16 protein-coding genes, 2 tRNA genes and 1 pseudogene are annotated in these 23,792 nt (G+C 61.6%); 4 read left to right on the forward strand and 15 right to left on the reverse strand.

Going from position 1 to position 23,792, the window contains the following annotated elements:
- Window positions 1-23 precede the first annotated feature (23 nt).
- From DOCECA_RS19555 to rnr, 13 genes are all read right to left on the reverse strand, one after another.
- Window positions 24-917: a transglutaminase family protein gene (locus tag DOCECA_RS19555; protein ID WP_420766205.1), complete on the reverse strand. Its 894-nt coding sequence runs from the start codon at window positions 915-917 to the stop codon at window positions 24-26.
- A complete protein-coding gene (locus DOCECA_RS19560; RefSeq protein ID WP_434608069.1) occupies window positions 917-3,403 on the reverse strand; it encodes a circularly permuted type 2 ATP-grasp protein in 2,487 nt (828 codons plus the stop codon). The genes DOCECA_RS19555 and DOCECA_RS19560 overlap by 1 nt, the downstream gene beginning before the upstream one ends.
- Window positions 3,404-3,544: 141 nt before the next feature.
- Window positions 3,545-6,838: a transglutaminase family protein gene (locus DOCECA_RS19565; protein WP_445570953.1), complete on the reverse strand. Its 3,294-nt coding sequence runs from the start codon at window positions 6,836-6,838 to the stop codon at window positions 3,545-3,547.
- A 175-nt stretch (window positions 6,839-7,013) separates the two neighbouring features.
- On the reverse strand, window positions 7,014-7,475 hold the full coding sequence (locus tag DOCECA_RS19570) for a hypothetical protein (protein WP_420766202.1): 462 nt from the start codon (window positions 7,473-7,475) through the stop codon (window positions 7,014-7,016).
- Complete coding sequence (locus DOCECA_RS19575) at window positions 7,472-8,398, reverse strand: NAD synthetase (protein WP_420766201.1); 927 nt, start codon at window positions 8,396-8,398, stop codon at window positions 7,472-7,474. The genes DOCECA_RS19570 and DOCECA_RS19575 overlap by 4 nt, the downstream gene beginning before the upstream one ends.
- 297 nt (window positions 8,399-8,695) lie before the next feature.
- A complete protein-coding gene (locus DOCECA_RS19580) occupies window positions 8,696-10,996 on the reverse strand; it encodes a YgiQ family radical SAM protein (protein ID WP_420766200.1) in 2,301 nt (766 codons plus the stop codon).
- Window positions 10,997-11,184: 188 nt separating this feature from the next.
- Entirely contained in the window at window positions 11,185-12,582 is a 1,398-nt protein-coding gene (gene dnaB / locus DOCECA_RS19585) for a replicative DNA helicase (protein WP_420766199.1), read from the reverse strand.
- Window positions 12,583-12,699: 117 nt separating this feature from the next.
- Entirely contained in the window at window positions 12,700-13,146 is a 447-nt protein-coding gene (rplI, locus tag DOCECA_RS19590) for a 50S ribosomal protein L9 (RefSeq protein WP_003186385.1), read from the reverse strand.
- 18 nt (window positions 13,147-13,164) lie between these two features.
- Window positions 13,165-14,058 carry a hypothetical protein gene (locus DOCECA_RS19595; protein ID WP_420766198.1) on the reverse strand — a complete coding sequence of 298 codons (894 nt, stop codon included), beginning with the start codon at window positions 14,056-14,058 and terminating at the stop codon, window positions 13,165-13,167.
- Between the two features lie 36 nt (window positions 14,059-14,094).
- On the reverse strand, window positions 14,095-14,325 hold the full coding sequence (rpsR, locus tag DOCECA_RS19600) for a 30S ribosomal protein S18 (protein WP_002551829.1): 231 nt from the start codon (window positions 14,323-14,325) through the stop codon (window positions 14,095-14,097).
- Window positions 14,326-14,353: 28 nt separating this feature from the next.
- Entirely contained in the window at window positions 14,354-14,782 is a 429-nt protein-coding gene (rpsF, locus tag DOCECA_RS19605; RefSeq protein WP_420766197.1) for a 30S ribosomal protein S6, read from the reverse strand.
- A gap of 304 nt (window positions 14,783-15,086) precedes the next feature.
- Window positions 15,087-15,848 carry a 23S rRNA (guanosine(2251)-2'-O)-methyltransferase RlmB gene (rlmB, locus tag DOCECA_RS19610; protein WP_434560962.1) on the reverse strand — a complete coding sequence of 254 codons (762 nt, stop codon included), beginning with the start codon at window positions 15,846-15,848 and terminating at the stop codon, window positions 15,087-15,089.
- The gene (gene rnr, locus DOCECA_RS19615; RefSeq protein ID WP_434560964.1) at window positions 15,845-18,463 is read right to left on the reverse strand and encodes a ribonuclease R; all 2,619 of its coding nucleotides are present in this window, start codon (window positions 18,461-18,463) and stop codon (window positions 15,845-15,847) included. The genes rlmB and rnr overlap by 4 nt, the downstream gene beginning before the upstream one ends.
- Before the next feature lie 226 nt (window positions 18,464-18,689).
- Between rnr and DOCECA_RS19620 the strand changes: the two genes are divergently transcribed.
- From DOCECA_RS19620 to DOCECA_RS19635, 4 genes are all read left to right on the forward strand, one after another.
- Window positions 18,690-18,776: transfer RNA gene (locus tag DOCECA_RS19620), tRNA-Leu, on the forward strand.
- Between the two features lie 175 nt (window positions 18,777-18,951).
- Window positions 18,952-19,038, forward strand: a tRNA-Leu gene (locus DOCECA_RS19625).
- A gap of 164 nt (window positions 19,039-19,202) precedes the next feature.
- A complete protein-coding gene (locus DOCECA_RS19630) occupies window positions 19,203-20,213 on the forward strand; it encodes an extracellular solute-binding protein (RefSeq protein ID WP_445570954.1) in 1,011 nt (336 codons plus the stop codon).
- Window positions 20,213-21,778, forward strand: coding sequence for an ABC transporter permease (locus DOCECA_RS19635; RefSeq protein WP_445570955.1), 1,566 nt, complete (start codon window positions 20,213-20,215; stop codon window positions 21,776-21,778). Before DOCECA_RS19630 ends, DOCECA_RS19635 begins: the two co-directional genes overlap by 1 nt.
- 115 nt (window positions 21,779-21,893) lie before the next feature.
- Here the strand turns inward: DOCECA_RS19635 and DOCECA_RS19640 are convergent, their stop codons facing one another.
- Together DOCECA_RS19640 and DOCECA_RS19645 are read right to left on the reverse strand one after the other, a co-directional pair.
- On the reverse strand, window positions 21,894-22,778 hold the full coding sequence (locus DOCECA_RS19640; protein WP_434564156.1) for a methyl-accepting chemotaxis protein: 885 nt from the start codon (window positions 22,776-22,778) through the stop codon (window positions 21,894-21,896).
- Window positions 22,779-22,799: 21 nt separating this feature from the next.
- A pseudogene (locus DOCECA_RS19645) lies at window positions 22,800-23,492 on the reverse strand (methyl-accepting chemotaxis protein); the annotation flags it as partial.
- Window positions 23,493-23,792 lie beyond the last annotated feature (300 nt).

The raw sequence follows: 23,792 nt of genomic DNA on the forward strand, positions 1-23,792 counted from the left end.
GCTCGCTCCCACGATGGATCTTCTTATGACTCCAGCGGCATCACCGTCACCCGAACATCCGGATCATGGGTACCGCCCCCCAGGATCACCCCGCGCAGCGGCGACACATCGGAAAAATCCCGCCCCCAGGCCAAGGTGATGTGTTCCAGCGCCGGCTGCACGTTGTTGGTCGGGTCGAAGTCCACCCAGCCCAGCACCGGGCAGAACACCGAGACCCAGGCGTGTGACGCATCGGCCCCGATCAGCCGGGCCTGGCCGGGCGGTGGCTGGGTCAGCAGGTAGCCACTGACATACCGCGCCGCCAACCCGCGGGAACGCACGCAGGCCAACATCAGATGGGCGAAATCCTGACAGACACCCCGGCGTCGCTCCAGCACTTCTACCAGCGGTGTCGCGACCTGGGTGGCCTCGGCATCGAAGGTGAACTCCTCGAAGATTTTTTCCATCAGCGCCCGCACACCGACCATCAACGGTCGGCCGGCCGGGAAACAGCTCTCGGAAAACTCCACGAAGCTGCGCTTGAGATGCACGTAGGGTGATTCGAAACGGTAGCGGCACGCGTCCATCCATTGTGCCGTCAGGGGCCGGCCGCTGTAGGTCAAGGCGTTACCGGTCGACTCCCAGGCCGGCGACAGGTTGAAATCCAGCGCGGGCCGCGCGAGCACCTCGACGCTCAGCCGGGCGTTGACCAGCAGCTCATCGTGAGGCCGCTCGAAAGCCAGGCGGGTCAGCGGGTTGCCGAATACATCGTGTTCGTCACGGCGGGTCGTCGGCTCCGGGCTGATGGACAGCTGTTGCTCGGTACAACGCTGCCATTCGCAGTGTCTCGGCCATAGATGAGCCAGTTGCTGCGCGAGGGACACCGGGCTGTCGTAGTGATAATGGGTGTCGTGGAGGATCTGGTAACGGGCACTCATCAGACGGATACCGTGCGTTGGCTGACATCGTCAACGTGGGCGAAGTGTCGCAAGGCCAGGCGATCGGAGACCTGGGCGCTGACGTCGGCGACTTCCTGTAACAGATCGGCCAGGCCATCGACCGCCGCGCGCAAGCTGGCCTCACCGAACAGCGGATTCTCCAGGCACCGCAAGTCGAACCGCGAAAGGCGCGCCACCAACTCCGGCAGGGCGGTTTCCCTCGGCGCGGCAAAATCATCGTTCAAGCGCTTGAGGGTGCGTGCCACCAGTTTCAATTGGAAGAGCACCGCATGGGGGTTCTGTTCGTCCAGCAACAACAGGTCGAGCACCGGAATCAACTGCGCCACCGCCAGGTAGCGCGAGCGGTACGTGATACTGCTGTTGCCCAATTCCAACAACCATTCCAGCCCGGCCTGATCGAATACCGCCTCGCCCCGCAGGAACGCCGCCAGGCTGCTGCTGAGAAATTGCAAGCGCTCCAGGCGTCGGCCGATCATGAGAAAACGCCAACCCTCGTCGCGCGTCATGTCGTCCAGGGCGAACCCCGACAATGCGGCCAGGGACATCACCAGGCGGTTGAGGAAATCCAACAGCTCGCCGAAATCCGGCTCGCTGGTTTCCAGCTCCATGGCTTCCCGCTGCAACTCCACCAGTGCCTGCCAGTTCTCCCGTGACAGCTTGCCGCGCACCTGCGAGGCCGCCCACTGCAAGCGCTGCAGGTTGGAGCGCAGGCTGAACGACCAGTCATCCCCCAGGACCGCAGCCAGCAAGCGCTCGGGCAATGCCCCCTCCTCAGGCAACAACATCAGGCTTTCGCCCAGAGACACCGCCGATTGCAAGGCCTGGGGGTCATCGCCATCGACGTACCGCGCCAACATGATCCGCAAAAGACGCGCACTGTCATCGCAACGCTCGCAGTAGCGACCGAACCAGAACAGGTTTTCCACCACCCGGGAGGGCAGGTACGGATCACGCCGCACCAGATCGTGAACACCCACGGTACGCTGGGCCTTCCATTGCTCGCCGCCGGGTGCCTGCTCTCCAAGCACCCAGGTGTCCTTGCTGGCACCGCCGCGCTGCATCGATACCACTTCGGCATCGGCCTCGGCGGCCACTCGGGCCAGGCCGCCGGACAAGACCCGATAATCGTCTTTTCCCGCTACGGCATACACGCGCATGCCGATCGCCCGGGGCTGGAGCTGGCCGTGTTCGGCCTGCCACACCGGAGCCTGGGACAGTTGCGCCAACTCTTGCGCGACATACGCATAGGGCCGCGCCTGCATGCGCGCCGCCAGCTGGCCGCGCTGCTCCTCGTTCAGATCGCGGCCGAACACCGGTGCGAAACTCTGGGAAGGAAACGCCGGCTTGATCAACAACTGGGGCAATTTCTCCAGCGCCTGGGCCAGCACCGGCGGCTCGCCGCACCACCACGTAGCGATGGAGGGCAGCAGCAGTTCTTCGCCGAACAGATACTGGTTGATCCGCGGCAGGAAGCCCAGCAGACCTGGCGATTCCAGCACGCCACTGCCCAGGGCATTGGCCACCAATACCCGGCCCTGGCGCACCGCGTCCAGCAATCCGGGTACGCCAAGGGCCGAATCGGTGCGTAACTCCAGGGGGTCGCAGAAATCGTCGTCGAGCCGACGCATGATCGCGTGAACCCGGCGCAGGCCGCTGAGGGTCTTGAGGTACACCGTGGCGTCCCGAACGGTCAGGTCACCGCCCTCCACAAGGGGATAGCCGAGTTGGCGCGCCAGGTAGAGATGTTCGAAATAGCTTTCGTTGAATCGTCCCGGCGTGAGCAATACCACCAGCGGCGGCTCGCCATCGCTGGGGGCCTGTCGCGCCAGGGTTTCCTGCAAGGTGCGGAAGAAACCGGACAGATGCCGCACCTTCAGGTCGCGATAGAGATCGGGAAAGGCACGAGAGACGATCATGCGGTTTTCCAGCGCATAACCCGCCCCTGAGGGCGCCTGGGTCCGATCGGCGGTGACCCACCAGCGGCCGTCGGGCGCACGCGCCAGATCCACGGCATACAAGTGCAGGAAATCACCGTCCGGCGGAGCGATGCCCTGGCAAGGCCAGAGGAAATTGTTGTGTCCGAAGACCAGCTCCGCTGGCAGCAGCCCTTCACTGATCAGCCGCTGCGGTCCGTACAGGTCGGCCAGTACCGCATTGAGCAAACGCGCGCGCTGGGCAATGCCGGCCGACAACAGCTTCCATTCCTGGGCGTCGATGACGTGGGGCAGAAGGTCCAGCTCCCACGGCCGGTCGGCGCCCTTAGGGTCGGCATAGACGTTATAGGTGACACCGTTTTCCTGGATCTGCCGTGCCAGCAGTGCCTGGCGCTGGACCAATTGGCCCGGCGTGCTGCGCTGCAACTGGTCGAACAGCCGTTGCCAGTGCGCACGCACCGCGCCGCTGCCGTCCAGCAGTTCGTGATAGGTCCCCGTCGTCAGCGGGTAACGGTCAAGCAGGTCAGGCATGGAAAGCTCGGCAGGACAGCGATGATAGGTGAGACTAGCGCAAGCGCATGACGCCCGGATAGGTGTGTTTGTGTTGGATCCGACCTGGGTTTTCAGAGTGCAATCGTGGCGAGGGGATTTATCCCCCGCCACAAGGTCCAGCTAGCTTTTTGAGGTCCGGTGAAAGCGTCGCAGATCGAGCGTGAAGGGAAACTCGTCATCCACCGCAAGGCTGGGTATCGGCAATTTTCCGGGCGTATGTCCGATACGGAAGAATCGCGCCATCCGCCGGCTCTCCGCTTCGTTGGCGTTGACAGGCAGGCTGTCATAGTTGCGCCCGCCCGGATGCGCCACGTGGTATTGGCAGCCGCCCAGGGAGCGCTGCATCCAGGTGTCGAGCACATCGAAGACCAACGGCGCATGGACCGGGATGGTCGGCTGCAAGCAATTGAACGGTTGCCACGCACGGAAACGTACCCCGGCGACAAACTCCCCCACCCGGCCGGTGGGCTGCAACGGCACCGGCACGCCATTGCAGGTCAGCAGGTAACGTTGTGGCGCCAGCCCCGTAAGCTTGATCTGCAACCGCTCCAGGGACGAGTCCACATAACGCACCGTGCCGCCCGCCGAGCCCTCTTCCCCCAGCACATGCCAAGGCTCCAGCGCCTGGCGCAACTGCAGCTCGACACCGTTGACTGCGTAGTCGCCCACTTTGGGAAAGCGAAACTCCAGGTGCGCGGCGAACCACTCGGCACGCAGCGGGTAGCCGGCGCCATTCAACTCTTCGATGACCTCGGCAAAATCCTGCTCGATGAAGTGCGGCAACAGGAAACGATCATGCAGCTCGGTGCCCCAGCGCGCCAGTTTGGCCGGTGCATAGGGCTCGCGCCAGAACCGCGCCACCAGCGCCCGCAACAGCAATTGCTGGGTCAGGCTCATGCGCGCGTGGGGCGGCATTTCGAAAGCGCGCAGCTCCAGCAAGCCGAGCCGTCCGGTGGCGCCGTCCGGCGAATAGAGCTTGTCGATGCAAAACTCGGCGCGATGGGTGTTGCCGGTGACGTCGATCAGCAGGTTGCGCAGCAGCCGATCCACCAACCACGGCGGGCATTCGTCGCCAGGCTGTGGCATTTGCGCAAAGGCTATTTCCAACTCATACAACGCATCGTTGCGCGCCTCGTCCACGCGCGGTGCCTGGGATGTCGGGCCGATGAACAATCCGGAAAACAGGTAGGACAATGACGGGTGGTTGTGCCAGTAGCTGATCAGGCTACGCAGCAAGTCCGGGCGCCGCAGGAACGGTGAATCTGCCGGTGTCGCGCCGCCCAGTACGAAATGGTTACCGCCACCGGTACCGGTGTGCCGGCCATCGATCAGGAATTTCTCGGTGGTCAGCCGGTTCAGTCGCGCTTGCTCGTAAAGAAACTCGGTGCGCTCGACCAATTCTTCCCAAGTTGCCGAAGGCTGCACGTTGACCTCGATGACACCTGGGTCTGGCGTGATACGAAAATTGCTCAGGCGCGGATCGCTCGGTGGCTCGTAGCCCTCCAACAAAACAGGGCAACCCAGTTCCTGCGCCGTCGCTTCGATGGCGCTGACCAACTCCAGGTAATCCTCGACCCGCTCCAGCGGTGGCATGAACAGGTACAGCCGCCCTTCCCTGGCCTCTGCGCAGAAGGCGGTGCGGGTCAGCCAATCGGCCGATTCGTCGACCTTTGGCACGCGCTCCTGTTCCAGCGCCGGCTCGCCGTGATGCTTCAACTGCTCGGTGTCGGGTAGCTCGGGCAAATCCTGGTTCGGGTCGGTGGGGTGGATGAACGGATATTCGGCCGCCGTCACCCACGGCTGAGACGCCAGCGGCAGGCGGTAGCCCAGTGGCGAATCCCCCGGCACCAGCCGGCAATGATCGTCGCGCAGGTACCAGCGCCCGCTTTGCCATTGGTCGCCCTTGGCGGTGCGTGCCAGCGGCAGGACCTGACCGATCACCTTGCCCAGCCCCTGGCTGAAGACCTTGCGCAATCGCGCCCGCTCCAACGGGTCTTCCAGACGGGAATCCTCAGCCGTCACGTTCGAAGGCAACGAGCCTTCGCGCCAGAGATAATGGAAATTATCCTCGTAGGCGGGAAACACGAATTGCGTGGGAATTTTCAAGCGTTCAGCGACACTCGCCAGAAAACGCCCAGCCAATTCGCCATCGGCGCCGTAGTCTTTTTTCTCGTCGGCAATCAACGCGCTGTCGTGCCAGATCGGCACCCCGTCACGCCGCCAATAGCAGTTGAGCGACCAACGCGGCAATTGCTCGCTGGGGTACCACTTGCCCTGGCCGAAATGCACCAGCCCCTGCGGCGCGTAATGTTCGCGCATGCGCTGGAACAATTCGGCGCTGAGGCGGCGCTTGTCCGGTCCAAGCGCCGCGGTGTTCCACTCGGCGCCGTCCGGGTCATCGATGGAAACGAAGGTCGGCTCACCGCCCATGGTCAGGCGCACGTCACCTTCCTGCAGGTCCGCATTGATCTGCCGACCCAACGCCTGGATCGCCAGCCATTGTTCTTCGGTGTAGGGTTTGGTGACCCGTGGCGCTTCCCAGATTCGCTCGACGGACATCTCGTGGCTGAACTCACACTCGCACGGTTCCACCAGGCCACTGATGGGCGCCGCCGAGGACGGATCAGGACTACACGCCAATGGGATATGCCCTTCGCCGGCGAACAACCCGGACGTGGCATCGAGGCCGATCCATCCGGCGCCGGGCAGGTACACTTCGCACCAGGCATGCAGGTCGGTGAAATCCACTTCCGTACCGGACGGGCCGTCGAGGCTTTTCACATCGGCGGTCAGCTGGATCAAGTAACCGGAGACAAAACGCGCCGCCAGGCCCAAGTGACGCAACAGCTGCACCAGCAGCCAGGCCGAGTCGCGACAGGAGCCGGACGCGTGCTCCAACGTATGCTCCGGCGTCTGCACGCCCGGCTCCATGCGGATCAGGTAGTTGATGTCTTCGCTCAAGCGCTGGTTGAGCGCCACCAGAAAGTCCACCGCTGGCAACGGCGTGCGGTCGACGCTGTCCAGATACGCCTTGAATTTCGGCGTCAGCGGAAGCTTTTCCAGGTAGGGCATCAGCTCGTGTTTTTCGTCAGCCGCATAGGTGAACGGGATTTTCTCGGCGTAAGGCTCGAGGAAAAAATCGAACGGATTGAACACCGCCATCTCGGCGACCAGATCGACCTCCACCCGCAGCTCATCTGTCTTTTCCGGGAACACCAGCCGCGCGAGGTAATTGCCCTGGGGATCCTGCTGCCAATTGATGAAATGCTGATCGGGGGAAACCTTCAGCGCGTACGAAAGAATGCGCGTGCGGCTATGGGCCGCCGGACGCAGGCGAACGATCTGTGGACCGAGTTCGACAGCGCGCTCGTAGCGATAGTGTGTGACATGGTGCAAAGCGACATGGATCGACACGGCGTGCCTCCTGCGGAGCCTGGGCGTTATCGAAAGCGGCGCAAGACTTATGCCATGCAGGCAGGCCGGACACTTTCAACCTCTACTCAGGGCAGTAGAGCACTAAAACCGCGCGATGCCTGTATTGATCTGCGAAGGCCGCACATAAATGCGGCGCAGAGGGTAGCGAATCGACTCAGCGGCGCGGGCGCGAGGCCTTGGCGGACTGGATGATGCGTTCGCGTTGGTGACGGATTTCGATGAGTTCGCTGCGCATTTCCCGGTGGCGTTTGCTATTGAGCAGCAATAGCCCCAGTAGCGGCAACAGCACTGCAAACACGTAAACACCTTGGTGCGGTCCATAAGCGAACGTCGGCAGCACCGCCGCCAGGCAAGCGAGGAAATAACCCGCCACGCACCAGATCGCCCAGGCGCGCCCGCGTGCGATCATGAGATTGCCCAAGACCAGGACACTTACTAGAGCCAAAGTGCCGAGACCAACGTAGTTGCTCCTGACGGAAGGCTCCAAGGCACGCCAATAAGTACCTGCGCACAAAACGAGCAGCGTAGACCCGGAAAAGCAGCCCAGAAAGATCGCCCCCATGAACACCGGAAAATAACGGGCGAGGAACTGCCTCAGTGATCCGCCGCCGATCATTCCGTGAACTCCTCATACAGCCCGACGGCAACAGTCTTCACGGCGCCATCACCGGTATAACTGCCGATGATCCCCAAAGCGCCGCCGAGAGAATCCTTTATCTGAGTCAGCGTGGCATGCCTGATTTCAGCGGAGGAATAACGCTTGGGCAAGGCGCCCGCTCGTTGCTGCAGTTTAAGCAGCTTGGCGGTAAGACTCGGATCTTTCAGGGTCAACAATTCCTTTGTCAGTTTGCTGCGCTCCTGACGACTCAGGCCTTTGAGCAACTGATACCAGCTCTTCCCGGTGCCCGCTGCTTTGCTGGCCTTTAGCAGCCGAACAGTCGTGAGAGCCGAGCCACCGACGCCGACAAGGGAAACACCGTCAAGAATGGGGCTTACGATGTTGTACCAATCGGCGTCGTTCATCTCATCGTTGCCAGTAGGATTGGTCAACTCATTCGCCACCCGCATCCCGCCTATGACGCATTGCGCGGTACTGGCCGTCGCGGCAGCGGCGCCCAGCGCAACGACAAAGGCACTGGCCCCCGCCGTAAACGGCACAGCGACGCTCCCACTGAACACCACCACCCAACCGATGACAGCGGCGACACAGGAAAAACCGGCATTCATCGACTCAGTCCCGAGCTTTGACTCACGCGGGCTGCTTTTTACCTGATCGATGAATTGCTGCGGGGCGATGTACTTCTTGGCCTCGCGCAAGATGATTCGCTTGGGCGCGATGCTGCAAATCGGCTTGAATTCGCGCAGCGTCACTACGTTGTACTCGGAATCGATGTACACCACGCCCGCCCCGGCAATGTTGGGGTCGGCATCGATGGCGGCGAACAGACGTGGCAGGTTGACTTGGCTTTCAATGCGTTTGCGGGCCATGAACTGGGAGAAGTTCAGGTCCATGCCGATGCCCGTTGTAGCGCTGCTCATATGAATCGTCCTTGAAAATTGATGGATTTAATTCTTTCCACACAGAACCCCTGTGGCGAGGGAGCTTGCTCCCGCTCGGCGGCGAAGCCGTCGTAAACCGGCCGGCACGGTCTGCCTGGGAACATTGCATGGGATTGTTGGGGCCGCTTCGCAGCCCAGCGGGAGCAAGCTCCTTCGCCACAAAAAGCTATGCATCCGCCGTCACGCCGTTGGCGGTCGCCACGATAACAAACAGCCAGCACGCCCGCTAGAAAGCAAAACGCCAGCATTTAAGCTGGCGTTTTAGGTGGCGGATGATCAGCGCGGCACGACAGGCTTGCGCGCCGGCTTGGGCCCCTTGCCCTTGGCCGCGTCCTTGCGCTCCTTGGCGGCCTTCTGGTTGCGGGCGAACGCGGCGGCCTTGGCCTGCTCGCGCTTGTCCCAGGCATTGCCGCCATCACTGGCGCGCGGAGGCAGGCCGGTGTGCTGGGTCAGGATCTTCGTGGTTTCCTTGCCCACTTTGTGGCTGCCAGCCGGCGTCGAGTTCTTGCGACGAGCGCTCTGGTAGCTGTCGGTCGAAGGCTGATGCAGCGGGATCAACTGATGCTTGCCCGGCCCGATCAGGTCGGCGCGACCCATGCGGGTCAGCGCCTCGCGCAGCATCGGCCAGCCTTTCGGGTCGTGATAGCGCAGGAAGGCCTTGTGCAGACGGCGCTGGTCCTCGCTCTTGACGATGGTCACCGCGTCGCTCTTGTAGGTCACCTTGCGCAACGGGTTCTTGCCCGAGTGATACATGGCGGTGGCCGTGGCCATCGGCGACGGATAGAACGCCTGCACCTGGTCGGCGCGGAAGCCGTTGCCCTTGAGCCACAGCGCCAGGTTCATCATGTCTTCGTCGGTGGTGCCTGGGTGGGCGGCAATGAAGTACGGAATCAGGTACTGCTCTTTCCCCGCTTCCTTGGTGTACTTCTCGAACATCCGCTTGAACTTGTCATAGCTGCCGATGCCCGGCTTCATCATCTGGTTGAGCGGGCCTTCCTCGGTATGCTCCGGGGCGATCTTCAGGTAACCGCCGACGTGGTGCGTCACCAGCTCCTTGACGTATTCCGGCGACTCGACCGCCAGGTCGTAACGCAGGCCGGAGGCAATCAGGATCTTCTTCACCCCAGGCAAGGCCCGGGCGCTGCGGTACAGCTGGATCAGCGAAGAATGGTCGGTGTTCAGGTTCGGGCAGATGCCGGGGAACACGCAGGACGGCTTGCGGCACGCGGATTCGATTTCCGGGCTCTTGCAGGCGATGCGGTACATGTTCGCGGTCGGGCCGCCGAGGTCGGAGATGACACCGGTGAAGCCTGGAACCTTGTCGCGGATCTCTTCGATCTCGCGAATGATCGACTCTTCGGAACGGTTCTGGATAATCCGCCCTTCGTGCTCGGTGATCGAGCAGAAGGTGCAGCCACCAAAGCAGCCGCGCATGATGTTCACCGAGAAACGGATCATCTCGTAGGCCGGGATTTTCTCCTTGCCGTACGCTGGATGAGGAACACGTGCGTAAGGCATGCCAAACACGTAATCCATTTCTTCGGTGGTCATCGGAATGGGCGGCGGGTTGAACCAGACGTCGACTTCGCCGTGCTTCTGCACCAGCGCACGGGCGTTCCCCGGGTTGGTTTCCAGGTGCAACACACGGTTGGCGTGGGCGTAGAGCACCGCGTCGCCACGGACCTTTTCCACCGACGGCAGGCGGATCACGGTCTTGTCGCGGGTCATCTTCGGGCTCGCCAGGATCTGCACGACCTTGGCTTCGCTCGGGTCCTCAACCGGCCCCTTCTCTTGCTCGATGGCGCAAGCAGCGGTGTCCTGGGTATTCACGTACGGGTTGATGATCTTGTCGATCTTGCCCGGACGGTCAATGCGCGTGGAATCGACTTCATACCAGCCTTGCGGCGTGTCACGGCGGATGAAGGCGGTGCCGCGCACATCGGTGATGTCTTCGATCTTGTGGCCGTAGGACAGGCGCTGGGCGACTTCGACGATCGCTCGCTCGGCGTTGCCGTAGAGCAGGATGTCGGCGCAGGCGTCGATCAGGATCGAGTTGCGCACCCGGTCCTGCCAATAATCGTAGTGAGCAATGCGGCGCAGGGACGCTTCGATACCGCCCAGCACAATGGGTACGTGCTTATAGGCTTCCTTGCAGCGCTGGCTATAGACCAGACTCGCACGGTCCGGCCGCTTGCCCGCCAGGCCACCTGGGGTGTAGGCGTCATCGGAACGGATTTTCTTGTCGGCGGTGTAGCGGTTGATCATCGAGTCCATGTTGCCGGCCGCGACACCGAAAAACAGGTTGGGCTCGCCGAGCTTCATGAAATCGTCTTTGGACTGCCAGTTCGGCTGCGCAATGATACCGACACGAAAGCCCTGGGCTTCCAGCAAACGACCAATGATCGCCATGCCAAACGACGGGTGATCGACGTAGGCATCACCGGTCACGATGATGATGTCGCACGAATCCCAGCCGAGCTGATCCATCTCCTCCCTGCTCATGGGCAGGAACGGCGCCGGGCCGAAACATTCGGCCCAGTACTTGGGATAGTCAAATAACGGCTTGGCTGCTTGCATGTCGATGACCGGTATAAAGGATGAAAAATCGCGGGCGCGGAATATAGCACAAAAAATAACCAATTCCGACGGCTATGGTCGGAAATTGGTGGCGCTCCTATCGCGAGCAGGCTCGCTCCCACAGAGGAATGCATTCCAGGGTGGGAGCGAGCCCGCTCGCGATAGGGGCGGATCAGGCGACGAAGAACTTACTCGTCATCATCAAAATTGTAGCTACCCGGCGCCAGGTTCTCGAAGCGTGTGTATTTGCCGATGAAGGCCAGGCGAACAAAGCCGATCGGGCCGTTCCGCTGCTTGCCGATGATGATTTCGGCGATACCCTTGTGCTCGGTCTCGGGGTGATACACCTCGTCACGGTAGACGAACATGATCACGTCGGCGTCCTGCTCGATCGCTCCGGATTCCCGCAAGTCGGAGTTCACCGGGCGTTTGTTCGGACGCTGTTCCAGCGAGCGGTTCAACTGGGACAGGGCCACCACCGGGCAGTTGAATTCCTTGGCCAGGGCCTTGAGGGAACGGGAGATCTCGGAAATCTCGTTGGTCCGGTTGTCACCGCTGGACCCGGGGATCTGCATCAATTGCAGGTAGTCGATCATGATCAGCGCGATGTCGCCGTGCTCACGCACCAGGCGGCGGGTCCGGGCGCGCATTTCCGATGGGCTGATCCCCGCCGTGTCGTCGATGAACAGCTTGCGGTCGTTGAGCAGGTTGACCGCCGAGGTCAGGCGCGGCCAATCGTCGTCTTCCAGTTGGCCGGAACGGACCTTGGTCTGGTCGATACGCCCCAGGGACGAGAGCATACGCATGATCAGCGATTCGCCTGGCATCTCGAGGGAGTACACCAGCACCGCTTTGTCGCTGCGCAGCACGGCGTTTTCCACCAGGTTCATCGCAAAGGTCGTCTTACCCATGGACGGACGGCCGGCGACGATGATCAGGTCGGACGGCTGCAGGCCGCTGGTCTTCTCGTCGAGGTCGGTGTAGCCAGTGGACAAACCGGTAATGGCGTTGTCGGTGTTGAACAAGGTGTCGATGCGGTCGATGGCCTTGGTCAACAGGTCGTTGACGCTCACCGGGCCGCCGGTTTTCGGTCGTGCCTCGGCGATCTGGAAGATCTGCCGCTCGGCTTCGTCGAGGATCTCGGCGGCGGTGCGTCCTTCCGGGTTGAACGCGCTGTCAGCGATCTCGGTGCTGATGCCGATCAGCTGACGCAAGGTTGCCCGCTCGCGCACGATCTGTGCGTACGCCTTGATATTGGCGACCGACGGTGTGTTTTTCGCCAGTTCGCCCAGGTAACCGAGGCCGCCGACTTGGGACGTCTGCCCTTCCTTGTCCAATTGCTCGGCCAGGGTCACGACGTCGATCGGCATGTTCTGGTCGGCCAGCCTGGCGATCGCGCGGAAAATCAGGCGGTGGTCATGCCGGTAGAAATCGCCGTCGGAAACTTGATCGAGCACACGCTCCCAGGCGTTGTTGTCCAGCATCAGGCCACCGAGCACGGCCTGTTCGGCCTCGATGGAATGTGGAGGCACCTTCAGGGCAGCGGTTTGCAGATCATATTGCTCGGGGGCGGTGATTTCGTTCATGGCCACGTCTGGTTATGAAATTCAGCAATTGCAGAAAGACAAAGGGCACGACCTGTAGACAGGATCGTGCCCGATGTTACCGGCAAGCACCCGAGGGTGCCAGCCGACAGGTGTTGCTTAGGCTGCTACCACGACAACGCGTACGGTGGCTTCAACTTCGGCGTGCAGGTGCACGGCTACGTCGAATTCGCCTACGTTGCGGATGGTGCCGTTCGGCAGACGAACTTCGCTTTTCGCAACTTCAACGCCGGAGGCGGTCAGTGCGTCAGCGATGTCGTGAGTACCGATCGAACCGAACAGCTTGCCTTCGTCGCCAGCGGTGGCAGTGATGGTCACTTCCAGCTCGGCCAGTTGGGCAGCACGGCTTTCAGCCGATGCCTTACGGTCTGCGGCGGCTTTTTCCAGCTCGGCGCGACGCTCTTCGAACGCAGCCAGGTTGGCAGCGGTCGCAGCGGTGGCCTTGCCGAAAGGCAGCAGGTAGTTACGACCGTAGCCGGCCTTAACGTTTACTTTGTCGCCCAGGTTGCCCAGGTTGGCGATTTTTTCCAGAAGGATCAGTTGCATGTGAAAATCCTCTAACTTTTAACCTTCACCGTTCGCGTTGTCGGCGTCTTTCGGCGCCATACGACCGCGAAAATCAATCAGGCTGTCGACGATGGCCAGGACCACCAGCAACGGATAGATCAGCTGCATGAACAGCAGCAACGTGACGTACAACCCCACCAGCCAGAATCTGGCCAGTCGCTTTTGCGCCACCAGCCCGTGAATCAGGGACAGGGCGGCAAAGACCAGCGGTACACTGCACAACGGCGTGAGCATTGCCATCTGCGGACCGAAGTTCGGCCCCAGAAGCATGCCCGCCAACAGCAACATCGCCAGCCCAAGCGGGAAACGGATGGCGCGAAACTCGCGACCAAAACCACCCGGGTTGTACAACAACGCCTGCCAGTAGCGCCCGATAACCAGGCTCAGCACACTGACGATCTGCAACAAGGCCGCAATCAGTCCGGTCAGGACGGGGGCGATCAGGGACGCGAAACGCGCCTGCTCTTCTACCGACATCCGTTGGTAGAGATCACCGAGTGCCTCGGGCAGGATTTTTATCAAAGCCTGCGACAGCATCTCGATCTGGGGCGCAAAAGCCACCCCGAGCACCACTGAAAACACCACACCTATCGCTATGCTGACCAGCAGCACGCGGTTCCAGGATTCGCTGGCGCGCAACACCAACGCCAGCGCCGAAGACCCCAGCAGCACCATGACTGCACGCGGGTCCGCGGAATACATCCACCAGAGCAAGGCCGGCAGAAGTCCCAGAGCAAGAACGCCCAAGGCGTCCCTCAATCCGCGCCGCAGGAGTACAAGACTCCCGGCGGCAGCACCCAACCAGTACAACAACGGCAATGCCGCACATCCAGCCACTACAAGAGTGGCCTGCATACGTCCCCGCATGATGAAGTCAGCTAAGGCGCGCATGCATTCAATCCCTTACTACTTGTCGACTGCCCGGTCTCAGCGGCCGTGGCTGTCGGTGTAGGCCAGCAGGGCCAGGAAGCGGGCGCGCTTGATAGCGGTGGCCAGCTGACGCTGATAACGAGCTTTGGTACCGGTGATACGGCTTGGAACGATTTTGCCGGTCTCGGATACGTAGGCTTTCAGAGTGTTGAGATCTTTGTAATCGATCTCTTTCACGTCTTCAGCGGTGAAGCGGCAGAATTTACGACGACGGAAGAAACGTGCCATGTGATTGGCTCCTTAAAAGGTCCGTGGATTACTCGTCAGCGTTATCGCTGTTGTCGCTGTCGCTATCGCTGTCATCGCCTTCGGCGCTGTCAGAATGCTCAGGACGGTCGCGACGCTCACGGCGCTCACTGCGGTTTTCTTCAGCCTTGAGCATCTCGGATTGGCCAGTGATGGCTTCTTCGCGACGGATGACCAGGTTACGGATCACTGCATCGTTGTAGCGGAAGTTGTCTTCCAGCTCGGCCAGGGCCTTGCCGGTGCACTCAACGTTCAGCATCACGTAGTGAGCCTTGTGAACATTGTTGATTGCGTAGGCCAGTTGACGACGGCCCCAATCTTCCAGACGGTGGATTTTGCCGCCGTCTTCTTCGATCAGCTTGGTGTAACGCTCAACCATGCCGCCGACTTGCTCGCTTTGATCCGGGTGGACCAAAAAGATGATTTCGTAATGACGCATGAATGCTCCTTACGGGTTGTAGCCTGCCGCTCAAAAACGGTCAGACAAGGAGTGAATGACACTTATGGACTTGAGGACGCTAGACACATAAGTGCCTGCCATCACAGCAAGGGGCGCAATTGTAGAGAAGGGCCGAGGGCGGCGCAAGGCAATTGGTGATTATTTGAACAGCGCCGTTCCTGGCCCTACACAAAACACTGTGGGAGCGAGCTTGCTCGCGATAGCGCCGTGTCAGTCGACATTTCCGTCACTGATACACCGTCATCGCGAGCAAGCTCGCTCCCACATTTTGACCGCGTCTGGATCAGGGCTTTTTGGCGGCCGACTTGGCGCCACGCTGGCGCTGGGCCTCGAACAGGCACACACCGGTGGCGACCGAGACATTGAGGCTGCTGACGCTGCCGGCCATCGGCAGCTTGACCAGGTAATCGCAATGCTCGCGGGTCAGACGGCGCATGCCCTTTCCTTCGGCGCCCATGATCAGGATGGTAGGGCCGGTCAAGTCCTGGTCATAAATACTGACCTCGGCCTCGCCCGCCGTGCCGACAACCCACAAGCCGCGCTGCTGGAGCTTTTCCAGGGTGCGCGCCAGGTTGGTCACTGCCACCAACGGGATAACTTCCGCAGCGCCACAAGCGACCTTGCGCACGACCGGCGTCAATGTCGCGGACTTGTCCTTGGGCACGATCACCGCCAACGCACCGGCGGCGTCCGCCGAACGCAGGCAGGCGCCGAGGTTGTGCGGGTCGGTCACGCCATCCAGTACCAGCAACAACGGCGCGCCTTCGGTGCGATCGAGCAGCTCGTCGAGCATCGCCTCGCCCCATACCTGACTCGGGCTGACCTCGGCCACGACGCCTTGATGCACCCCTTCGACCCAGGCGTCCATCTCGCGCCGCTCGGCCTGACCGACCGCAACGCGGTTTTCGCCGGCCAGCTCGACCAAGGTCTGGACCCGCGGGTCGCTACGACCTTCCGCCAACCAGATCTGCTTGACCCGCTTGGGGTGGTGACGCAACAACGCCTCCACGGCATGCACGCCGTAGATTTTTTCCAACTGACTCATGATTTGGCCTTGGGTTTACGCGCCCCGCCACTCTTGGCAGGGGCCGAGCCTGCTTTCGGCGGGCCTTTACGGTGTTTGCTCGGCTTGCTGCTCGCCTTCTCCGGAGCCGACCGGCCGGCCTTGCCCCCGGACGCCGCTTTACCGCCGCTCTTGGCTTCGGCCAGCAAGGCCTGTTTCATTTCGCGACTCTTACGCAATTCGGCGTTTTTCGCCGCCGCATCGCTCGGACGATAGGCTTCGCCGGCCTTTTCCTTGGCCGGACCGCGACGTCCGGATTTGGACGGTGCGGGCTCGGCGGCGGTCTTGGCGGCAGGCGCTGTGGTTTCGGCGCCACGCTTCTTGCGGCCGATCGGTGCGCTGATGGTTTTTTCCGCCATCTCGAAGTCGATCTTGCGTTCATCCAGGTCGACGCGCATCACCCGTACTTCGACGGTATCGCCAAGACGGAAGCTGCGACCGGTGCGTTCGCCGGCCAGGCGGTGATGCACAGGGTCGAAGTGGTAGTAGTCACCCGGCAGCGCGGTGACATGCACCAGGCCTTCGACGTAGATATCGGTCAACTCGACGAACAGGCCAAACCCGGTCACGGCGGTGATCACGCCCGGGAACGACTCGCCAACGCGATCCTTCATGTACTCGCACTTGAGCCAGTTCACCACGTCGCGAGTCGCTTCGTCGGCGCGCCGCTCACTCATCGAGCACTGCTCGCCGAGTTGCTCCAGAGCCGCTTCGTCGTACGGGTAGATACGCGCCTTCGGAATGGTCATCGCACCGGCACGCTTGACGTGCGGGGTGTTCATCTTCGAATGGATCACGCTGCGGATGGCCCGGTGCGTGAGCAGATCGGGATAGCGACGGATCGGCGACGTGAAGTGGGTGTACGCCTCGTAGTTGAGGCCGAAGTGGCCCTGGTTATCGGCGCTGTACACCGCTTGGCTCAAAGAACGCAGCATCACAGTCTGGATCAGGTGGAAGTCCGGACGATCCTTGATACTCGCCAGCAGGGCTTGGTAATCCTTCGGCGTCGGACCTTCCTTGCCTTTGTGCAGGGACAAGCCAAGCTCACCGAGGAAGGCCCGCAATTTTTCCAGGCGCTCCGGCGGCGGGCCGTCGTGGACCCGGTACAAGGCAGGGATTTCATGCTTCTTCAGGAACTCGGCGGTAGCGACGTTGGCCGCCAGCATGCATTCCTCGATCAGCTTGTGGGCATCGTTGCGCACGGTCGGCCGGATTTCGGCGATCTTGCGCTCGGTACCGAAGATAATCCGGGTTTCCTGGGTTTCGAAATCGATCGCGCCCCGTACGTGACGCGCCGCCAGCAATACCTTGTACAGCGAATAGAGCTGCTTGAGGTGCGGCAGCACATCCGTGTATTCACCACGAAGCTTGCGCGACTCGGCCAGCTTCGGAGTTTCCAGCATCGCGCTGACCTTGTTGTAGGTCAGGCGCGCGTGGGAATGGATCACGGCTTCATAAAAGCAGTAGTCAGTCATCTCGCCGGCTTTGGAGATGGTCATCTCGCAAACCATGGCCAGGCGATCGACATGGGGGTTGAGCGAGCACAAGCCGTTGGACAGTTGCTCTGGCAACATCGGCACGACGCGCTCGGGGAAATACACCGAGTTGCCGCGCACCTGGGCTTCAGCGTCCAGCGCCGAGCCGAGCTTCACGTAGCTGGAAACGTCGGCAATGGCCACGTACAACTTCCAGCCGCCGGAGAACAGGCGCAACTTGCCGGGCCGGGCTTCGCAGTAGACCGCATCGTCGAAGTCCCGGGCGTCTTCACCGTCGATGGTGACGAACGGCAGGTGACGCAGGTCGATGCGCTTTTCCTTGTCCTTCTCTTCAACTTCCGGCTTGAGCTTGGCGGCCTCTTTCAGGACCGCTTCAGGCCAGACGTGAGGAATGTCGTAGGTGCGCAGGGCAACGTCGATTTCCATGCCCGGCGCCATGTAGTTGCCGACCACTTCCACCACATCGCCCTGAGGCTGAAAGCGCGGGGTTGGCCAGTGAGTGATCTTCACCTCGACGAACTGCCCGATCTGCGCGTTGGCGTTGCGACCTGGGGTGACCAGCACTTCCTGCTGGATCTTCGGGTTGTCGGCGACGACGAAGCCGATGCCACCTTCCTCGAAATAACGCCCCACGATGGTTTCGTGCGCACGGGACACCACTTCGACGATCACGCCTTCACGGCGCCCGCGCCGGTCCAGGCCGGACACCCGGGCCAGCGCACGGTCGCCATCGAACACCAGGCGCATCTGCGCCGGGCTCATGAACAGATCGTCGCTGCCATCGTCGGGGATCAGGAAACCGAAACCGTCGCGGTGACCGGCGATACGGCCCAGGATCAGGTCGAGCTTGTCGACCGGAGCATAAGTGCCACGCCGGGTGTAGATCAGTTGAGCATCGCGCTCCATGGCACGCAGACGGCGGCGCAGGGCTTCGAGCTGGTCCTCGGTGGTCAGGCCGAACTCTTCGACCAGCTGCTCACGGCTAGCAGGCGAACCCCGATCGGCGAGATGCGCCAGGATCAGTTCGCGGCTAGGAATAGGGTTTTCATATTTTTCCGCTTCACGAGCGGCCTCGGGATCGAGGGACTGCCAATCGGCCATTAGAGAGTTTTCACCTTGTCTATATGCGGGTTAGTTTGGCATAGGCGTAATGAAACGGGAAATTTCAAGCAGCAGATGCCTTTTCTAAAGTCTTTCGACCGGCCTTTGAAGCCCCTGATTGCACCGCTCGTGAAATTTAGCGTTTTTTTTGTTCCTGGGGGTTTACAGTTAAAAACACGCTCCGTATAGTGCGCGCCATCGACGACGCACTCACGTTGCCGATATTGCCCAGATGGTGAAATTGGTAGACACGCCAGCTTCAGGTGCTGGTGACCGCAAGGTCGTGGAAGTTCGAGTCTTCTTCTGGGCACCAATTTCGAGCAGCAGGTCAACGGCCTGCCAGCCTCACAAAAACCCGCGAAAGCGGGTTTTTGCGTTTCAGGCCCCTGGAATGTGTTTGGCAATTATCAAAATAAAAACAGGGGTTTACAGATCAAAACGCGCTCCGTATAGTGCGCCACATCAACAGCGGCAACGCTGCAGATGCTGCCCAGATGGTGAAATTGGTAGACACGCCAGCTTCAGGTGCTGGTGACCGCAAGGTCGTGGAAGTTCGAGTCTTCTTCTGGGCACCAAATTCAAGCTTCAAGGTTATACGCCTTGAACCTCACAGAAACCCGCGAAAGCGGGTTTTTGCGTTTCCGGCACCCGAAAACTCCCTCGCCACAACGCACATGAGAAACAATATCGTTTATCATTGTTACAAGTTTTTGCTACACGACAGTGAGGAACCCCGCGAATGATGTTTCGAACCACCCTGCGCCGCGCCCTGACCTGCACCCTGCTCGGCCTGACCCTCGCAATACCCCTCACCCAAGCCGCCGACAAAATTGAACTGACACTCTATAACGGCCAACACAAAGAAGTCGGCGATGAACTGGCCAAGGCCTTCGAAGCCAAGACTGGTATCCACGTCAACGTTCGCAAGGGCAGCAGCAACCAGCTCGCCAGCCAAGTCGTCGAGGAAGGCGACCGCTCCCCGGCCGATGTGATCTATACCGAAGAATCGCCGCCGCTGAACAAACTTGGTGAACAAGGTCTGCTGGCGAAGATCGACGATGCGACCCTCAACGTGCTTCCCAAGGATTATGTCGCCAGCAACGGCTCCTGGATGGGCGTGACCGCTCGCGTTCGCGTGGTTGCCTATAACCCCAAACTGATCGATGAAAAGGACCTCCCGAAAACCGTCCTCGATTTCGCCCAGCCACAATGGCAAGGCAAGGTCGGCTTCGTACCGACCAGCGGCGCATTCCAGGAACAAGCCGTTGCGATCATCAAATTGCACGGCAAGGAAGCCGCCGAAGAATGGCTCACCGGGCTACGTGCGTTCGGCAAGGTCTACAGCAACAACATGGTCGCCCTCAAAGCCGTGGAGAACGGTGAAGTGGCGACGGTCCTGGTGAACAATTACTACTGGTTCGCCCTGCAGCGGGAGAAGGGACAGCTGGATTCCAAGCTGCATTACTTCACTGGCGGTGATGCCGGTGGCCTGGTCACCGTCTCCAGCGCCGCGGCACTGAAATCCAGCAAACACCCCAAGGAGGCCCAACAGTTGCTTGCCTATATGGCCAGCGAGGAGGGGCAGCGGGTGATTACCCAGACGTCCGCCGAATATCCTTTGCACAAGGGCATGACGTCGGATCGCGGCCTCAAGCCGTTCAATGAACTGGAGCCGCCAAAAGTGACGCCCGCCGACCTGGGTAACGCCGAAGAAGCATTGGAGCTGGAACGTGAAGTCGGCTTGAACTGATGATGTCGTCGCTGAGCGCCTCTCCTCCAGCCGGGGTCTACGTGCCCCGGCGCAAGCGCCCCTCGATCGGGTTGCTGCTGCCCGTGCTGCTGCTCGTTTTGCTGAGCCTGCTGCCACTGCTCTACGTCGTCACCAAGACCTGGCAGGCCGGCTGGACCGAGGCACTGCATCTGTTGTGGCGGCCCTATGTATTCGGCTTGCTGCGCAACACCTTGGCGTTGATGGCCGGCGTCACGCTGGCCTGCGGCATCGTCGGCCTGTCCCTGGCCTGGCTGCTGGAACGCAGCAACCTGCCGGGGCGTCGTATCTGGGGCGTTGTCTTGTGCCTGCCGTTCGCCGTGCCGGCGTTTGTCAGCAGCTTCACCTGGGTATCCCTCAGTGCGCAATTCGAGGGATTGGGCGGGGCAATCCTGGTGATGACCCTGTCCAAATACCCACTGATTTTCCTCCCCGTGGCCGCAACGCTGCGCAACCTCGACCCGTCCCTCGAAGAGTCTGCCCGCACCCTGGGGCAAAATCGCTGGGGCGTGTTCTTTCGCGTCACGCTCCCGCTGCTCTGGCCTTCGCTGCTGGCCGGTTCGTTGCTGATTGCCCTGCACATGCTGGTGGAGTTCGGCGCACTGTCAATCATCGGGCTGCAGACCTTCACCACAGCCATCTATCAACAATTCGAGCTGGAATTCAGTAACGCCAATGCCGCCATGTTGTCGGCGGTATTGCTGACGCTGTGCCTGGTCCTGTTGTGGCTGGAACTGCGGGTGCGCGGCAAGGGGCGCCATGTGCGCACCGGGCAAGGCGCGGCACGCCAGGCCGAACAAGTACGCCTGGGCCGGTGGATGCTTTGCGGTCAACTGTATTGCCTGGCGTTGGCGATCATCGGCAGCGGTATCCCGCTGGGAATGCTGGCGTATTGGCTGGCCGTGGGCACTTCCGCGGCGTTCCCGGCGGGCGAGATCGGCGAAGCGCTGCTGTCGTCCCTGGCGCTTTCGCTGGGCGGCGCCGCCCTCTGCCTCGTATTGGCGGTACCGGTGGGCCTGCTGGTGGTGCGCCACAAGGGGCGGCTGGCGATTTGGGCCGAGCGCCTGCCCTACTTGCTGCACGCGCTGCCGGGCCTGGTCATCGCCCTGAGCCTGGTGTATTTCGCCCTGCACTACGTGCCCGCGCTGTACCAGACTTCCGGCCTGCTGCTGATTGCCTATGCGCTGCTTTTCCTGCCGCTGGCCCAAGCACCGGTGCGTACGGCGCTGAACAAGGCCGCCCCACAACTGGAAGAAGCGGCGCGGACGTTGGGGGCTTCGTCGTTCGGAGCGTTTTGTCGGGTGACCCTGCCGATCATCTTCCCGGCCCTGGGCGCGGCGTTCGCCCTGGTGTTCCTGGATGCGATGAAGGAATTGACCGCGACGCTGTTGCTGAGCCCGACCGGACTCAATACGTTGGCGACGGCGGTCTGGGCACATACGTCGAATGTGGAATTCGCAGCGGCGGCGCCCTATGCGGCGCTGTTGATTCTGGTGTCGGGGTTGCCAGTCTATTTGCTGACGACGCGGATGTATCTGAGTCGCTGAGTCCGCTTTCGCAAGCAGGCTCGCTCCCACAAAGTTGGTGTGGACACCCGTTTTGTAAACGGCAATAAACCTGTGGGAGCGAGCCCGCTCGCGAAGGGCCCGCCACAACCTCGAATCAAGCCCTGAACTGACCCAGGCTGGCCTTCAACTGCGCCGCCAGTTTATCCAGCACCTTGCCGCTGGCCGTGGTCTCGACCACCGCCTGGGCAGCCTTCTCGGCCTGGGCATGGATGGTCTCAACCCGGCCGCGTACCGCTTGCGCGCCCTGGGCTTGATGCGCGGCTGCTTGAGTCGCCAAGCCGATGGCCGCGTGAACCTGCTCGACCGACGCCTGCACCGACTGCTGCAGCCGCGCGCTGTCACGCAACACTGACAGACCTTCATTGGCCTGCCGTCCCGCTTGGCCGATTGCCGCCACGGCTTCGCGCGCGCCTTGTTGCAAGGCCACGATGTGCGCCTGGATATCGCCCGTCGAGCTCTGGGTCTTGCTTGCCAGCGCCCGCACTTCATCCGCCACCACCGCGAAGCCGCGTCCGGTCTCCCCGGCGCGCGCCGCCTCGATGGCCGCGTTCAGGGCCAACAGGTTGGTTTGCTCGGCAATACCATGGATCACCGTCAACACGACTTCGATCTGCTCGCTCTGCTGGGCCAGCCGTTCGATGACTTTCGCCCCCGTGTCGACCTGCCCGGCCAACGCTTCGATCAAGCCGCCGACCTTGGCTGACGTGCGGGTGGTTTCATCGGTGGCCTGACGGATCTCCGCTACCTGTTGCAAGGCCGCCTGCATCGCCTGGCTTTCCGATTGAGCCTCATCGGCCATCTGCGACAGCGCACGCAGGCTTTCGGCCACTTCATCGCGCTGCATGCCGGCCGCCGCGTCGGCGCCCGAGTTGCGCAGCGTCATCGCGCCGATCTCCTGACCGGTACGCTGGGCCACATCGCCCGCCTCGCGCACGATGGGTTGCAATTTATCCACAAAGCGGTTGACCGCCGAAGCCATGTCGCCGATTTCGTCCTTGCTGTTGATTTGCACGCGCTTGGTCAGGTCACCCTCGCCCGCCGCCAGATCGTTCATCGCGGCGATCAACAACTTCAAGCGATTGACCACCCGACGCCCCAGCACCACGGCCAACAACACCAACACGCCCAACCCTACCAACGCCAGGCCCAGGCCGATGCGCCAACGCAAGGTCTCTGCGGCTTCTTGAACCGTGACGGCGGTATTGGTCTGCATATCGGTGGCGGTGGCCTGCGCCGAGCCCAGGCGGCCACGCATGGCTGCGGCACTGTCGGCAGCCGCGCCCTTGAGGCTGTCGCCCACCAATTGATCGCTGCTGGCAATCAGCGCGGAGAAGCGCTGGTCGAGCGCCTTGAGGTCGGTTTCCACCGAGGCGGTGGAAACGCCCATCAGCACCTTGCCGATCTCGACGCCATTGGGGTTGATCGACGCTTCGAGGTAATAAACCGATGGATCGTTCTTCGCCGCATCCAATACTTTATCCAACGCCCGATCGCCCTTGCCCTTTTCCAGCAGGGCCTTGTTGATCGGATTTTCCCGGTTCAGGTAGCGAGTCAGGTGTTCCCCTGCGGCGTCGTCATAGATGACGAACAGTACATTGGGATTGCGCTGGGCCCGACGGGCGAATTCGGACAGGGTGGGCACGTCGCTGTCCCACATTGCCCGGGGCGCGACCGAGGCCAGAAGCTGCGCCATATCATTGGCGGAATCCCTCAGGTCTTTTTCCAGGGTCGCACGCAGTTGAGCCTGCTCTTCCTTCAGACGGGAAGACAACCCCGCGGTCAATCGCTGGCGGGTACTGGTGGACAAGCTGTCCAGGCTGGAGGTGACTTCTCGCCCAGCCTGCTCCAACTCACCCGCCAGTTTCTGGCTGTCAACGCCCAGGCGCGCGCCCAGGTCGGACTCAAGCGCGGTGACCGTGCTTCGGGTCAGCGCAACGGCCACCAGCACCTGCACCAAAAGGGCGATACCGAGGGTAACGAAAACAGGCCGCAG

The organism is Pseudomonas sp. E102 (assembly GCF_052660185.1).